Here is a 15,526-nt window from a genome sequence, read left to right as displayed (position 1 = left end):
GTTACATACGGCTGACGCGCAGTCGCCATCGTACGTCAGAAAAAAACGGGGCGCATGCGGCAAGTACCGTATGCGCCCCGTTTGGCGGGCTCAGGCGGCGCAGCAGGGCGCCGCCGTGCGTCTATGCTCAGTCTTCGCGGCGCAGATGCGGGAAGAGGATGACGTCGCGAATGATCGGGCTATCGGTGAGCAGCATCACCAGGCGGTCGATGCCAATGCCGCAGCCGCCCGTCGGGGGCATGCCGTACTCGAGCGCGCGGATGTAGTCGGCGTCGTAGAACATCGCTTCCTCGTCGCCGGCATCCTTTTGCTCGACCTGCTTCTTGAAGCGCGCGGCCTGGTCTTCCGGATCGTTGAGCTCCGAGAAGCCGTTTGCGATCTCGCGGCCCGTGATGAAGAGCTCGAAGCGCTCGGTGATGCCCGCCTGCGTGTCCGATGCGCGCGCGAGCGGCGACACTTCCACCGGGTAGTCGATGATATAGGTCGGCTCCCACAGTTGCGACTCGGCCGTCTCTTCGAACAGCGCGAGCTGCAGCGAGCCGACACCGGCGTTCAGGAACGCGGGCTGGTTGGCGTCGACGCCGAACTTCTTGAGTTCGGTGCGCAGGAATGCGGCGTCGGCGAGTTGCGCGTCGGTGTACTGCGGCGCGTACTTCTGGATCGCCTGCGTGATCGTCAGGCGGTGGAACGGCTTCGAGAGATCGAGTTCGCGGCCCTGATACGTCACGACGGCGCTGCCGAGCGCGTCGATTGCGGCCTGGCGGATCAGCGCTTCGGTGAAGTCCATGAGCCACGTGTAGTCCGTGTACGCGGCGTAGAACTCCATCATCGTGAATTCCGGATTGTGACGCGGCGACACGCCTTCGTTACGGAAATTCCGGTTGATCTCGAAGACGCGCTCGAAGCCGCCGACAACGAGGCGCTTCAGATAAAGCTCGGGCGCGATGCGCATGAACATCTGCATGTCGAGCGCATTGTGGTGCGTGACGAACGGCTTCGCTGCCGCGCCGCCCGGGATCGGATGCAGCATCGGCGTTTCGACTTCCATGAAGTCGGCGTCGGCCATGAAGCGGCGCACCGACGAAATGGCCTTCGTGCGCGCCACGAACGTCTTGCGCGATTCGGGCGTGACGATCAGGTCGACGTAGCGCTGGCGATAGCGCATTTCCTGGTCGGCGAGGCCGTGGAACTTGTCCGGAAGCGGACGCAGCGCCTTCGCGAGCAGACGCAGTTCGGTGCAGCGCACCGACAGTTCGCCCTTGTTCGTGCGGAACAGCACGCCGCGCGCGGCGACGATATCGCCCAGGTCCCACTTCTTGAACGCTTCGTAAGTCGTTTCGCCGACATCGGCGGGCGTGACGAAGAACTGGATCTGGCCCGAGCCGTCGCGCACCGTGGCGAAGCTTGCCTTGCCCATCACGCGCTTGAGCATCATGCGGCCCGCGATCGAGACTTCCAGCGCCTGCGCTTCGAGCGCGTCCTTGTCGGTGTCGGCGTGCTCGCGCTGCAGGTCGGCGGCGCGGTGTTCCGGACGGAAGTCGTTGGGGTAGGCGACACCGGCCTCGCGCAGCGCGCGCAGCTTTTCGCGGCGCTCGGCGATGATCTGGTTGTCGTCCAGTTCGGGCGCGGTGCTGGCTACGGTCGGCTGGGTCGGTTCGGTCATGATGGCTTCGGTTCGGTGATTCGGATTCTGGGGTCCGCGCAAGGCGTGCCGTGCTGCACGGATTGCGCTGTCGCGGCCATGAAAGCCGCGACGGCGGCTTAACGTTCTGTCAAAAGCGCGCTCTCTTAGACGCCTTGTTTCAGGCTCGCGCTGATGAAATCGTCGAGATCGCCGTCGAGCACGGCCTTGGTGTTGCTGATTTCGACGTTGGTGCGCAGATCTTTGATGCGGCTGTTGTCGAGCACGTAGGAGCGGATCTGGTGGCCCCAGCCCACGTCCGATTTGCCCGCTTCGAGCTTGTCCTGCTCCGCCTGGCGCTTGCGAATTTCGGCTTCGTAGAGACGCGACTTGAGCATCGCCATGGCCTCAGCGCGGTTGCGGTGCTGCGAGCGGTCGTTCTGGCACTGCACGACGATCCCCGAGGGCATGTGCGTGATACGCACGGCGGAGTCGGTCTTGTTGATGTGCTGACCGCCCGCGCCGGACGCGCGGAACGTGTCGATGCGCAGATCGGCCGGATTGACGTCGATCTCGAACGACTCGTCGACCTCGGGGTAGACGAACACCGACGAGAACGACGTATGGCGCCCGCCCGACGAATCGAACGGCGACTTGCGCACGAGGCGGTGAATGCCGGTTTCGGTGCGCAGGAAGCCGTAGGCGTATTCGCCTTCGACCTTGATGGTCGCGCTCTTGATGCCGGCGACGTCGCCTTCGGACTCTTCGAGCACTTCGGTCTTGAAGCCCTTGCGCTCGCAGTAGCGCAGGTACTGGCGCAGCAGCATCGACGCCCAGTCGCAGGCTTCGGTGCCGCCCGCGCCGGCCTGGATGTCGATGAAGGCGTTATTGGGGTCGGCCGGGTTCGCGAACATCCGGCGGAACTCGACGTCGGCGACGCGCGTCTCGATCGCTGCCGCGTCGGTTTCGCAGGCGACGAGCGTGGCTTCGTCGCCTTCCTCGCGCGCCATGTCGAAGAGATCCTGGGTGTCGCGCACGTCGTTCTCGATGCCCGTGAGCACGAGCACCACGTTCTCGAGCAGCTTCTTTTCCTTGCCGAGCGACTGTGCGTGCTTCGCGTCGTTCCAGACGTCGGGGTCTTCGAGTTCGCGGTTGACTTCGACTAGACGCGTGGACTTGGCATCGTAGTCAAAGATACCCCCGTAGCTCGCCTGCGCGCGTGCGCAGGTCCGCCAAAGAGGCTTCGATCGCGTTAAGACGTTCCGCTTCCATTTGTGTCGTAATCCGGGGCGTAAAACGTTGAATTATAGCCGATTGCCCCCTCGCCAAGGGCGCCCGCCTGGCTGTTTGCCTGGCTGTGCACCTGACCCTGCGCCCCGCTCAGTCCGCAGTGTGCTCCACGACGAGCTGCACGCGCGAGACGCCGTTCCACGTGTCGCGCACGAGCCGGTAGGCGAGTGTCGTGTGCTGCGGCAGCGATTCCGTGTGATTGAACCAGATCGCGTTGAAGCGCTGACGTCCGCGCAACAGTTGCAGCTTCAGATGCTTGTCCTTCACGAGCGCCTGCGACGCCACCTCGAATTCGCCCGCGAACATCGGCGCCGGGAAGCCCTGGCCCCAAACCGCTGCGTCGAGCATCTCGACGAAGTCCGGCGTGAAATAGGCGTCTTCGAGGTCGCCGTCGGTCTCGACGGTGCGTGCGAGCGCCTCGGCCGAGAGCCACTCGCGGCCCACGCGCTCGAACGCCGCCGCGAAGCGCGGCACGTCGGCGGTGGCGATCGTGAGACCGGCCGCCATCGCATGGCCGCCGAACTTGTGGATGAGGCCCGGCTCGCGCTTGCTGATCAGATCGACCGCGTCGCGCAGATGGAACCCGGGGATCGAGCGGCCCGAGCCCTTTACGCATTCGCCGCCGTCGTCGGCGAGCGCGAACGTGAAGGACGGGCGATGGAATTTCTCCTTGAGCCGGCCTGCGACGATTCCGATCACGCCCTGATGCCACGCCGGATTGAAGAGGGTGAGCGTGGCGGTGCCTTCGGGATCGACGTCGGCGAGATCGGCCAGCGCCTGCTGCTGCATCCCGGCCTCGATTTCGCGCCGCTCGCGGTTCATGGCGTCGAGCTGTTGCGCGAGTGCCCACGCGCGGCCGACATCGTCGGTGGTCAGGCATTCGATGCCGAGCGACATGTCGGAGAGTCGGCCCGCCGCATTCAGGCGCGGCCCGAGCGCGAAGCCGAGGTCGAATCCCGACGCGGTGCGCGCTTCGCGGCCCGCGGCGCGAAAGAGGGCGGCGATGCCGGGCTGCATGCGGCCGTTGCGGATGCGCTGGAGCCCTTGCGCGACCAGCACGCGGTTGTTGGCATCGAGCTTCACGACGTCGGCGATGGTGCCGAGCGCCACGAGATCGAGCAGGCCGTCGAGGCGCGGTTCCGGGCGCGCGTCGGTGAACGCGCCGCGGCGGCGCAGTTCCGCGCGCAGCGCGAGCAGCACGTAGAACATCACGCCGACGCCCGCGATGCACTTGCTTTCGAACGCGCACCCCGGCTGGTTCGGATTCACGATCGCGCGCGCGGCGGGCAGCGTGTCGCCGGGCAGGTGGTGATCGGTGACGAGCACATCGATGCCGAGCGCGTTGGCCGCGGCCACGCCCTCGACGCTCGCGATGCCGTTGTCGACGGTAATCAGCAGTTCGGGCCGCTGCGTGCCGGGCGTGCCGGGTGTGTCGGGCGTGCGGTCCGGACGCTGGGTCGCGAGCGCGACGATCTCCGGCGTGAGGCCGTAGCCGTACTCGAAGCGGTTCGGCACGAGGTAGTCGATCCGCGCGCCGAGCATGCGCAGCCCGCGCACGGCCACGGCGCATGCGGTCGCGCCGTCGCAGTCGTAGTCGGCGACGACCAGCATGCGCCGGTTTGCGGCGAGTGCGTCGGCGAGCAGCACGGCGGCCTCGTCGACGCCCTTCATCGCGGCGGGCGGCATGAGGCGCGCGAGGCCGGTTTCGATTTCGTCGGGCTGGCAGACGCCGCGCGACGCATAGAGACGCGCGAGGACCGGATGCAGGCCGTGGCGAACGAGCACTTCGGTGTCCGCGGGGGAGGAGGCGCGGGTGACGATTCGGGTCATGCGGGACGGCTTGGTCGGGAGGTTATTCGATGAAGAGCGAGGCAAGGACGCGCCGCCGCCAGAGCTTGCGCAGATCGCCGCGCGTGATCGTGAGATCGACTGAGCCGGTGTCGCCGCACAGCGTGAGGCCAAGCGCGCGAAGCTCGCCCGCCTGCAGCGCCGCGAGCGCGGGCGCGAACCAGTCGCGCTCCAGGGCTGCGAAGGCCGCGTTCCAGCGGCCCCAGTCCTGCTCGATGAACGGCGCGGAAAACGGGTCGAGTTCGACCAGCGTCGTGCCGCCGGTGCCGCCGGTGCCGCCGGTGCCGGTCGAGCCGGACGCGGATGCGGTGAAAGCGGCGAACGTCGCAGGCGCGCTGCCCACGTCGACGCCCGCCGCGAGTGCGAGCCCGCGCGTGGCGGCGGCAGCGGAGCGCACGTGCGCGAACGGACTTTGTACCGGACGCATCGTGCCCTGGGCATGCAGCCAGATCGAATTGACGGCGGGCAGGCCGCGCGCTTCGCGCGCCTCGTTGACGGGGTGCTCGTGCCATGCCATCTGCACTTCGTTCTGCACTTTCATCCAGGCGCGCGAACGCTTGCCGGAGCCGGCCTCGTGCGGCAGCCAGATTTCGATGTTGCGCCCGCTCGCGCGTAGCGGCGACGCGCCCGTGAGCATGCCGAACGTGTCGCTCGCGAGATACCAGCGATACGGCGTCGGCGCAATGACCTGCACGCCGAGTTCTTCGATCAGCGGCTTCGCTGCGGCGTAGAGCGTGGCGGCGTCGGCATCGGCGAGATCGAGCGCGGCCGGGTCGATCAGAACCAGATGGTCGTGGGCGATGCGCACGTGCACGGGCTGCACGCACGCCCAGGCGGTGTCGCCGGGCGAGCCGCCGTCGGCGAGCAGCATGTAGGGGGCGAGCGGCGCTTCGTCGGCGGCAGCGGACGTGTTTGCCGCGCCGGTCACGCCGAATTGCTTCGCCACCCAGCGCTCGTGCGGCAGGGTGCGCTGAAAATCCTCGCCGATGACGGTTTCGCCCGCGCTGGCGCGAGCGACGAGTTTGTCGAGCGCGGGCGTATTGAGGCCTGCGAGGGCGGTTGAGGCCACTGCGGCGGACGGCAGCGCGAACGGAATGAGAAGGTGAAGTCGATCAACGGGCATGATGGGCGGAATTGTACTTCGGCGCCCCGGCTGCCGGGCATGCCGCGGCATCGTGTAGCCCGATCGCGCGCCGCCGTGCGTGTTCAGCGCGTCTTCAGAACGTGTCCCGCCGTATGAATCCGGCACTTGTGTGCGAATTTTTGCTCGAAAGAGGTGCGTGCGGTTCGCGCGCCATCGGTTCAACGGGCGTATTGGTGTGCCGATGTGGCAAACTTCGCGTTTGGCCGCCGCGCCGCGCAAGCGGGGCGGCAGTCAGCGGCCCGTGCCTGGCTGGAGCAGGGCGGGGCACAGCGGCGGTGCGCACGCACGCGCCGCATCGGCCGCATCATGAAGACGCAGATAAGGATTCGCTTGAAACTTCCCTACGAATGGCAGATAGGCTGGCGCTACACCCGCGCCGGCAAGCGCACGTCCGGCAACGGGTTCATCTCGTTCATCGCGCTCGTTTCGATGTCGGGGATCGCGCTCGGCGTCGCGGCGCTGATCGTCGTGCTCTCGGTGATGAACGGGTTCCAGCGCGACGTGCGCGACCGCATGCTCTCCGTGCTCGCGCACATCGAAATTTTCTCCCCGACCGGTTCGATGCCCGACTGGCAACTGACCGCGAAAGAGGCGAAGGCCAATCCCGAGGTGATCGGCGCCGCGCCCTACGTGGATGCGCAGGCGTTGCTCACGCGCGGTGACAGCGTAAGCGGCGTCGCGCTGCGCGGAGTCGAGCCGTCGGAGGAGCCGCAAGTCTCCGAAATCGGCAAGGAAATGAAGGCGGGCAGCCTGAACGACCTGACGCCGGGCAGCTTCAGCATCGTGCTGGGCGCCGATCTGGCGTCGAGCCTCGGCGTGCAGACCGGCGACAAGGTCACGCTCGTCGCGCCCGAGGGGTCGATCACGCCCGCGGGCATGCTGCCGCGCCTGAAGCAGTTCACCGTGGCCGGCGTGTTCGAATCGGGGCACTACGAGTACGACAGCACGCTCGCGCTCGTGAATATCCGCGATGCCCAGATTCTCTACCGCCTGCCCGCGCCGACCGGCGTGCGCTTGCGCCTGAAGGACATGCAGCGCGCGCCGACCGTCGCACGCCAGCTCGTGCACACGCTCACGGGCGACCTGTACATCCGCGACTGGACCCAGCAGAACAAGACGTGGTTCTCGGCGGTGCAGATCGAAAAGCGCATGATGTTCATCATCCTCACGCTGATCATCGCCGTGGCGGCGTTCAATCTCGTGTCGTCGCTCGTGATGACCGTGACCAACAAGCAGGCCGACATCGCCATCTTGCGCACGCTCGGCGCGCAGCCCGGGTCGATCATGAAGATCTTCGTCGTGCAGGGCGTGACGATCGGCTTCGTCGGAACCGGCATCGGCATTGCGCTCGGCTGCCTGATCGCGTGGAGCATTCCGTGGCTCGTGCCGATGATCGAGCATCTGCTCGGCGTGCAGTTCCTGCCGCCTTCCGTCTACTTCATCAGCGAGCTGCCTTCGGAACTCGTCGCCTCCGACGTGATCCGCATCGGCTTGATTGCGTTCGTGCTGTCGGCGCTTGCAACGCTCTATCCGAGCTGGCGCGCGGCCAAGGTTCGTCCCGCGGAGGCACTGCGCTATGAATGACCGTCAATCGCTGTTCGCCGCTGCGGGCGACTATCCCTACGTGCTCGAAGCGCATGGCATCTCCAAGACGTTCAGCCAGGGCGGCCTCGAAGTGCCGGTGCTCAGGCACACCGAACTGAAGGTGCGGCGCGGCGAGAAGCTCGCGATCGTGGGCGCGTCGGGCTCCGGCAAGAGCACGCTGCTGCACGTGCTGGGCGGCCTCGACGAACCGGGCACGGGCAAGGTCTCGGTGCTCGGCAAGCCGTTTACCGAACTCTCCGAGCGCGAGCGCAACGATCTGCGCAACCGCGCGCTCGGCTTCGTCTATCAGTTCCACCATCTGCTGCCGGAGTTCACGGCGCTCGACAACGTCGCGATGCCGCTGCGGATTCGCCGCATGACCCAGGACGACGCGCGCCGCGAGGCGTTCGCGACGCTCGACCGCGTGGGGCTCGCGCATCGCGCGAAGCACCGGCCCGGGCAGCTCTCGGGCGGCGAGCGCCAGCGTGTGGCGATTGCCCGTGCGCTCGTGACCAGGCCCGCGTGCGTGCTGGCCGACGAGCCGACCGGCAACCTCGACGGCAGCACCGCGGACACCGTGTTCAACCTGATGCTCGAACTGTCCGATACGTTCGACACGAGCTTCGTCATCGTCACGCACGACCCGGATCTTGCTGCCCGCTGCGACCGCACCGTGCGGCTGCGCGACGGCGTGCTGCACGAGGAGCCGGTCGTCCCGGTGTGAGGGCGCCATGTGGATCGACACGCACTGCCATCTCGACGCCGCCGAATTCGACGCGGACCGCGATGCGGTCGTGTCGGCGGCGCGCGCGGCGGGGGTGTCGCGCATCGTGATTCCCGCGGTTGCGCGCGAGAATTTCGCCACGGTGCGCGCGCTCGCGCATCGCGTGCCGGGCGCGGTCTACGCGCTCGGGATTCATCCGCTCTATACGCCCGGCGCGCGCGACGAGGATCTCGACGCGCTGCGCCGCGAGATCGAAGCGAGTCTCGACGATCCGCGCTTTGTCGGCATCGGCGAGATCGGCCTCGACTATTTCGTGCCGGAACTCGACGACGCCCGGCAGCAGCATTTCTACGACGCGCAGCTCAAGCTCGCGCGCGAATTCGACCTGCCCGCGATCTGCCATGTGCGCAAATCGCAGGACCAGGTGCTCAAAGGCCTGCGCCGCAACGGCGTGCATCGCGGCATCGCGCACGCGTTCAACGGCAGCTTCCAGCAGGCGAATGCCTTCATCGACCACGGAATCCATCTGGGTTTCGGCGGCAACGTCACGTTCGAGCGCGCGCTGCAGATCCGGCGGCTCGCGCAGCAACTGCCGCTCGAAGCGATCGTGATGGAAACCGACGCGCCGGACATTGCGCCCGCGTGGCTTTATCGCGAGCGCAATACGCCCGACCAGGTGCCGCGCATCGGCGCGGTACTCGCAGGCTTGCGCGGCCTGACGCCCGAAGAACTCGCCCTTGGCACAACGGCTAACGTTGCCGTTGCGCTGCCGCGGCTCTCGCTTTCGTCTGCATAATCGGTTCGACGGCGGCGTGCGGCGCCATCGGGCGGCGCAGGGTGCGTCTGTGTCGTACGCGCCGTTTATATGGTTCATAGGGTTCGCGCCGCCTCGATGCGAGGAGTTCGGATGCGGGCGGTGTGGGGCGGATTTGCGCTGGGCGTGCTCTTTCTTCAGCAGCAGGCGGCGCTGCCTGGGCGAGACGGCTGGGCCTTGCTCGTCGTTGCGACGCTGGCGGCCGGTGGCTGGGCTGCATTGACGGCACGGACGCTGGCCGGAGCGGTGGGCTGCGAGATCGGTCGGCACGACGATCTGCCTGACGCTTCGCTTGAGCGTGGTCGTCCGGATGATGCGGGCGCGTGCTGCGCTCGCTCGCCGGCGGGCCGGCACTACGGTTGCAAGAGGCGCTGGCGGCGCTGGAGCGGCTGGCTTGCCGTATGGCTCGCGGCGGCGTGCATCGGCTTTGGCTACGCGGCGTATCGTGCGCAACTTCGCCTCGCCATCGCGTTGCCCGCGGCCTGGGAGAAGCGCGATATCGACGTCACGGGCTATGTCGCGGCGCTGCCGTCTTACGCCGAAGGCCGTGCACGTTTTCTCTTCGCGGTGCAGTCGTGGGGCACGCCTGATGCGGGCGCCGGGCTTCCCCGCACGATCCAGCTCACGTGGGTCGCGCGCGACGCGCCGCTGCCGCCGCTCGTGCCCGGCGCACGCTGGCGCTTGCCGGTTCGTCTGAAACGCCCGCACGGCGAGCGTAACTTCGGCCTGCGCGATGCCGAAGCGGCGCTGCTCGCGCGCGGTGTTCGCGCGACCGGTTACGTGAGCGAACCGCTGCGTGCGGTGCAATTGCCCGGCGAGGCGGGTGGCATCGGCACGGCGATCGAGCGCTGGCGCGCGGCGGTGCGAGCACGGATCGACGGCGTGCTGGCGGGCAAACCGCATCGCGGTATCGTCGTCGCGCTTGCGACTGGCGTGCAGGACGCCGTGAGCGCCGCCGACTGGCGTCTGCTGCGCAACACCGGCACGAGTCACCTCGTGGCCATTTCGGGACTGCATCTCGCGTTCGTCGCGGGGCTCGCTGGCTGGGCGGCGGGTGCGCTCTGGCGGCGTGCGCGCTGGAGTGGAATCGACGCGCCGCTGATCGTCCCTGCGCAGAAAGTCGCCGTGGTGGGTGCGGTGTGCGCTGCGGTCATTTACGCTGCGCTCGCGGGCTTCAATGTGCCGGTCCAGCGCGCGTTGTGGATGCTGGCGGTGGCCGCTGCCGCGCTGCTTGCCGGGCGCAACGTGGCGCGGTCGCAGGTGCTCGCGTGGGCGCTCGGGCTCGTGCTGATCCGCGATCCGTGGGCTGTGACGGCGGCGGGATTCTGGCTCTCGTTCTGCGCCGTGGCGGCGATTCTCTTCGTCGTGACAGCCGTGCCCGGCGCACGTTGGGACAACCGTCCGGACGATGTGCCGGAGCTCGTCTATCCGGCGGATGATGCGGGGTCCGCGACGCCGGATGCGACCCGCAAGCGCCGCTTGCTTGCGCGTCTGGCCAGTGCCGCGCGCGGAATCGCGAACCGGCTGGTGAACCGCGTAGCAGGAGGCGCGCGCGTGCAATGGGCCGTGACGATCGCGCTCGCGCCGCTCACCGCATACTGGTTCGCGCAGATCCCGCTGATCGGCCCGTTCGCGAACGCGCTCGCCATTCCCATCGTCAGCGCGCTCGTGACGCCCGCCGTGCTCGCGAGCGTCGCGCTTGCGCCGCCGCTCGACGCATTCGCGTTGCGCGCGGCGCACGCGTTGCTCGAGGTGCTTGCCATCGTGCTGGGCCGGTTCGAAAGCGTGCCGTGGGCCGTGTTGCGCCTGCCGCAACCGCACGCATGGGCGCTCGCCTGCGCGGCATTGGGCATCGCGTGGTGCCTCGCACCGCGCGGCTGGCCGCTGCGCTGGATCGCGCCGTTCATGTGGCTGCCGCTTCTGGTTCCGCCGCCTGCGGGGCCGCCAGTCGGCATGTTTCGCCTCACCGCGCTCGATATCGGACAGGGCACATCGGTGCTCGTGCAAACCGCCCGCCACGCGCTGCTCTTCGACGCCGGACCGGGGCCGGAGTCGACGCACGCCGGTGAGCGCATCGTGGTGCCGTATCTGCACGCGCACGGCGTTCAGCGCCTCGACATGCTGATCGTCAGTCACGACGACTCCGATCATTCGGGCGGCGCGCAGGCCGTGCTCGACGAGATTGTGGTGAGCCAGTTCGTCGCCGGGATCAGGCCGGATCATCCGTTACTGACAAGCGCACGGCAAACCGGCGCGCAAGTCGTGCAATGTGCGGCGGGCCAGCGCTGGCGCTGGGATGGCGTCGACTTCGAAATGCTCTGGCCGGATGCCGGGCCGCTCGTGCACAAGCCGAATGCGCATAGTTGCGTGCTGCGGGTTTCGACCACGGGGCCCGGAGATGCGACTGCCGCGCTTCTCGCCGCCGATATCGAAGCAGCCACCGAACGCACGCTCGTTGCCCGCGCGCCCGATCGCCTGCGCGCGCAGGTGCTCGTCGTGCCGCATCACGGCAGCCGCACGTCGTCGACCGAGCCGTTCCTCGACTCTGTCTGGCCGCTCGTCGCCATTTTTCAGGTAGGCTACCTGAACCGCTTTCACCATCCGCATCCCGGCGTGTACGCGCGCTACGCCATGCGCGACATCGTCCTCGCGCGCAGCGACATCGACGGCGCGGTGCGCGTCGAGGCCCGGCCGGGCGATCTCGCAGTCGAACGCTTCATCGACACGCAACGCCGCTACTGGATGGATGCACCGGACATATAGAGCCGATATAACCGCGGTTATAACAACACGGAGACAACGAGCCTTTGAAGAACGTCATTCACTTTTCCCACGCGAACGGCTTTCCGGCCTCGACTTATCGCACGCTGTTCGCCGAACTCGGCGACGGCCACGCGTTGCGCTATATCGAGCGCATCGGTCACGACACGCGCTTTCCGGTCACGCGCGACTGGCCGCATCTCGTCGAGCAGCTGCTGGAGGACATCGAGCGCAACTATGAGCATCCGGTGTGGCTCGTCGGCCATTCGCTCGGCGGCTATCTTTCGCTGATGGCGGCGCTCAGGAGGCCGCAGTGGGTGCGCGGGGTGGTGATGCTCGATTCGCCGGTGATCGCGGGATGGCGCAGCAGCATGCTCAGGATGTCGCAGTGGGCGGGGCTCGACGAACACCTTTCGCCCGCCGCCGCCACGCGCAACCGGCGCACGAGCTGGGGCAGCCGCGACGAGGCCTGGCAGCACTTCCACGCGAAGCCCGCCTTCGCGCGCTGGGACGAACGCGTGCTGTCCGACTATGTCGACTTCGGCATTCCGCAAACTGCGGCGGACGGCACGCGCACGCTTGCGTTCGATCGCCGCACCGAGTATTTGATCTATCGCACGCTGCCGCACACGCTCGGCACGCGTCTCGTCCACGGCTCGCCGGTGCCGGTCGGCTTTATCGCAGGCACGAAGTCGCGGGAGATACGGCAGGTCGGGCTCGATGCGACACGGCGCGTCGCGGGCGAGCGCTTCGAATGGATCGAGGGCAGCCACCTTTACCCGATGGAGCGTCCCATCGAAACGGCCCGCGCCGTGCAGCGCCTCCTGTACGCGATGGGCGACGGAGCCTGATGCGGCCTGATGTGACCTGACGCCGCGCGTTCATGGTGTGCGTGGGTTCATGCGGGCGTGCGCGAGTGGCGCGGCAACACGTGGCCGAGGCCGCTTGCCGCTCCCGAACGGGCGTGCGGTATCGCGCCTTGATCGCGGTTCGCGCAGCTCGCGCGAAAAGCAGGGTTAGCCCTGCCTTTACGGTATAATCCGTTTTTCCCGCGAGCATTCAGCGATGACCAAATATGTTTTCGTCACCGGCGGCGTAGTTTCGTCCCTTGGCAAGGGTATTGCCGCCGCCTCCCTCGCCGCGATTCTCGAATCGCGCGGTCTCAAAGTCACCCTCCTCAAGCTCGATCCCTACATCAACGTCGACCCCGGCACGATGAGCCCGTTTCAGCACGGCGAAGTGTTCGTGACGGAAGACGGAGCGGAAACCGACCTCGACCTCGGCCACTATGAGCGCTTCATCAGCACGAAGATGCGCAAGGCCAACAACTTCACCACGGGCCAGATCTACGAATCGGTGATCCGCAAGGAGCGCCGCGGCGATTATCTGGGCAAGACCGTGCAGGTCATCCCGCACATCACGAACGAGATCCAGGCATTCGTCGAGCGCGGCGCGGCATCCGCAACGTGCGGCGAGCCCGATGTCGCGATCGTCGAGATCGGCGGCACGGTGGGCGACATCGAATCGCTGCCGTTCCTCGAAGCCGTGCGCCAGATGAGCCTGCGCCTCGGCCGCAACAGCGCGTGCTTCGTGCACCTCACGCTCGTGCCGTTCATCGCGACGGCGGGCGAGCTGAAGACCAAGCCCACGCAGCACAGCGTGCAGAAGCTGCGCGAAATCGGTATCTATCCGACCGTGCTGCTGTGCCGCGCCGACCGTCCGATTCCGGACGACGAGCGCCAGAAGATCTCGCTTTTCTCGAACGTGCCGCAGGACGCCGTGATCTCGGTCTGGGACGCGGACAGCATCTACAAGATTCCGCAGATGCTGCACGACCAGGGCCTCGACTCGATCGTCTGCGAAGAACTCAAGCTCTCCCCGAAGCCCGCCGATCTGTCGATGTGGGCGGAGATGGTCGAGAAGCTCGAACATCCGAAGCACGAAGTCACGATCGGCATGGTCGGCAAGTACGTCGATCTGACCGAGTCGTACAAGTCGCTCATCGAAGCGCTGCGTCACGCGTCGATCAAGACGTCGACGAAGGTGAACATCGAGTACATCGATTCCGAGCAGATCGACGAAGAGGGCGTGGACAGCCTCAAGCACCTCGACGCGATCCTCGTGCCGGGCGGCTTCGGCCGTCGCGGCACCGAAGGCAAGATCAAGGCGATCCGCTACGCCCGCGAGGCGAAGGTGCCGTATCTCGGCATCTGCCTCGGCATGCAGCTCGCGGTGATCGAGTTCGCACGCGACGTGGTGGGCCTCGCGCAGGCGAACAGCACGGAGTTCAACCCGGATACGCCCGACCGCGTGGTCGCCCTGATCACCGAATGGGCCGATCGCGAAGGCAAGGTCGAAAAGCGCAGCGAAAACTCGGATCTCGGCGGCACGATGCGCCTCGGTTCGCAGCGCTGCCCGATCAAGCCCGGCACGCTCGCGTCGCAGATCTACGGCAAGGACGTGAACGAGCGTCACCGTCACCGTTATGAAGTCAACAACGGCTACGTGCCCAAGCTCGAAGCAGGCGGTCTCGTCATCAGCGCCCGCACGCCGACCGAAGATCTGCCGGAGATGATGGAGCTGTCGCGCGAGTTGCACCCGTGGTTCGTCGGCGTCCAGTTCCACCCCGAATTCACGTCCACGCCGCGCGACGGCCATCCGCTCTTCAAGGCGTATGTGGAAGCGGCGCTCGCGCACCAGCTCTCGCGTGCCGAGGAGAAAGCATGAATCTGTGCGGTTTCGAGGTTGGCCTGTCCAGCCCGTTTTTCCTGATCGCGGGCACGTGTGTCGTCGAATCGGAGCAGATGACGATCGACACCGCCGGCCGCCTGAAGGAAATCACGGAGAAGCTCGGCATCCCGTTCATCTACAAGTCGTCGTACGACAAGGCCAATCGCTCGAGCGGCAAGTCGTTTCGCGGCCTCGGGATGGACGAGGGCCTGCGCATCCTGTCCGAAGTGAAGCGCCAGCTCGGTCTGCCCGTGCTGACCGACGTGCATACCGAAGAAGAAATCGGGCCCGTGGCCTCGGTCGTGGACGTGCTGCAAACGCCAGCGTTCCTGTGCCGCCAGACCGACTTCATCCACGCGTGCGCGCGCTCGGGCAAGCCGGTCAACATCAAGAAAGGCCAGTTCCTCGCGCCGCACGACATGAAAAATGTCATCGACAAGGCGCGCGACGCCGCGCGTGAAGCGGGTCTCTCCGAAGACCGCTTCATGGCGTGCGAACGCGGCGTTTCGTTCGGCTACAACAACCTCGTGTCGGACATGCGCTCGCTTGCGATCATGCGCGAGACCGGCGCGCCGGTCGTGTTCGATGCGACTCACTCGGTGCAACTGCCCGGCGGTCAGGGCACGAGCTCGGGCGGCCAGCGCGAATTCGTGCCGGTGCTCGCGCGCGCGGCCGTGGCGACGGGCGTGGCGGGTCTCTTCATGGAGACGCATCCGAAGCCTTCCGAGGCGAAATCGGACGGTCCAAACGCCGTGCCGCTCAACCGCATGGCAGACTTGCTCGAAACGCTCGTGACGCTCGACCAGGCGGTCAAGCGCGCACCGTTCCTCGAAAGCGATTTCAACTGATTACGCAGCCGGGCGCGGTTACTCGCAGTTACTTGTAATTACGTGTAATTGCGCCCGGTTGCGGGTGGTTTTGCGTCATCATTTGCCACAGTATTTGAGTAGTGGGCTGCAGTGACGTAGTGCGCGCCGCTTTGGATGCACGAGCGGCGCGATGGAGGAGAAA

11 protein-coding genes are annotated in these 15,526 nt (G+C 66.9%); 7 read left to right on the top strand and 4 right to left on the bottom strand.

What is annotated here, in order from left to right:
* Positions 1–127: 127 nt before the first annotated feature.
* From lysS to Q0L30_RS11365, 4 genes are all read right to left on the bottom strand, one after another.
* The gene (gene lysS / locus Q0L30_RS11380; RefSeq protein ID WP_296654993.1) at positions 128–1,663 is read right to left on the bottom strand and encodes a lysine--tRNA ligase; all 1,536 of its coding nucleotides are present in this window, start codon (positions 1,661–1,663) and stop codon (positions 128–130) included.
* 125 nt (positions 1,664–1,788) lie between these two features.
* Positions 1,789–2,893 (bottom strand): peptide chain release factor 2 gene (gene prfB, locus Q0L30_RS11375; RefSeq protein WP_296654991.1). Its coding sequence is split into 2 segments (ribosomal slippage): positions 1,789–2,811 and positions 2,813–2,893, totalling 1,104 coding nucleotides; the frame shifts between segments, so codons are not numbered across the junction.
* Positions 2,894–3,001: 108 nt separating this feature from the next.
* Entirely contained in the window at positions 3,002–4,741 is a 1,740-nt protein-coding gene (recJ, locus tag Q0L30_RS11370) for a single-stranded-DNA-specific exonuclease RecJ (protein WP_296654989.1), read from the bottom strand.
* A 22-nt stretch (positions 4,742–4,763) separates the two neighbouring features.
* A complete protein-coding gene (locus tag Q0L30_RS11365) occupies positions 4,764–5,894 on the bottom strand; it encodes a regulator (RefSeq protein WP_296654996.1) in 1,131 nt (376 codons plus the stop codon).
* Positions 5,895–6,233: 339 nt separating this feature from the next.
* Here Q0L30_RS11365 and Q0L30_RS11360 point away from each other — a divergent pair, with 339 nt between their 5' ends.
* The 7 genes from Q0L30_RS11360 (at position 6,234) to kdsA (ending at position 15,363) form a co-directional block, all read left to right on the top strand.
* A complete protein-coding gene (locus tag Q0L30_RS11360; protein WP_296654987.1) occupies positions 6,234–7,487 on the top strand; it encodes a lipoprotein-releasing ABC transporter permease subunit in 1,254 nt (417 codons plus the stop codon).
* Complete coding sequence (locus Q0L30_RS11355) at positions 7,480–8,211, top strand: ABC transporter ATP-binding protein (protein ID WP_296654985.1); 732 nt, start codon at positions 7,480–7,482, stop codon at positions 8,209–8,211. Before Q0L30_RS11360 ends, Q0L30_RS11355 begins: the two co-directional genes overlap by 8 nt.
* A 7-nt stretch (positions 8,212–8,218) precedes the next feature.
* Complete coding sequence (locus Q0L30_RS11350; protein WP_296654983.1) at positions 8,219–9,007, top strand: TatD family hydrolase; 789 nt, start codon at positions 8,219–8,221, stop codon at positions 9,005–9,007.
* Between the two features lie 111 nt (positions 9,008–9,118).
* Entirely contained in the window at positions 9,119–11,788 is a 2,670-nt protein-coding gene (locus Q0L30_RS11345; protein ID WP_296654981.1) for a DNA internalization-related competence protein ComEC/Rec2, read from the top strand.
* Between the two features lie 44 nt (positions 11,789–11,832).
* Positions 11,833–12,636 (top strand): alpha/beta hydrolase, encoded by an 804-nt coding sequence (locus Q0L30_RS11340; RefSeq protein ID WP_296654979.1) that lies wholly within the window; start codon positions 11,833–11,835, stop codon positions 12,634–12,636.
* Between the two features lie 214 nt (positions 12,637–12,850).
* Positions 12,851–14,512 carry a CTP synthase gene (locus Q0L30_RS11335; protein ID WP_296654977.1) on the top strand — a complete coding sequence of 554 codons (1,662 nt, stop codon included), beginning with the start codon at positions 12,851–12,853 and terminating at the stop codon, positions 14,510–14,512.
* Positions 14,509–15,363, top strand: a complete 855-nt coding sequence (kdsA, locus tag Q0L30_RS11330; RefSeq protein ID WP_296654976.1) for a 3-deoxy-8-phosphooctulonate synthase — start codon at positions 14,509–14,511, stop codon at positions 15,361–15,363. Before Q0L30_RS11335 ends, kdsA begins: the two co-directional genes overlap by 4 nt.
* The last annotated feature ends 163 nt before the right edge of the window (positions 15,364–15,526 follow it).

This window comes from Paraburkholderia sp. (assembly GCF_024281035.1).
Taxonomy (GTDB): domain Bacteria; phylum Pseudomonadota; class Gammaproteobacteria; order Burkholderiales; family Burkholderiaceae; genus Paraburkholderia.
The sequence above is the reverse complement of the archived record's forward strand: the minus strand, read 5'-3'. Positions and strand labels throughout refer to the sequence as shown.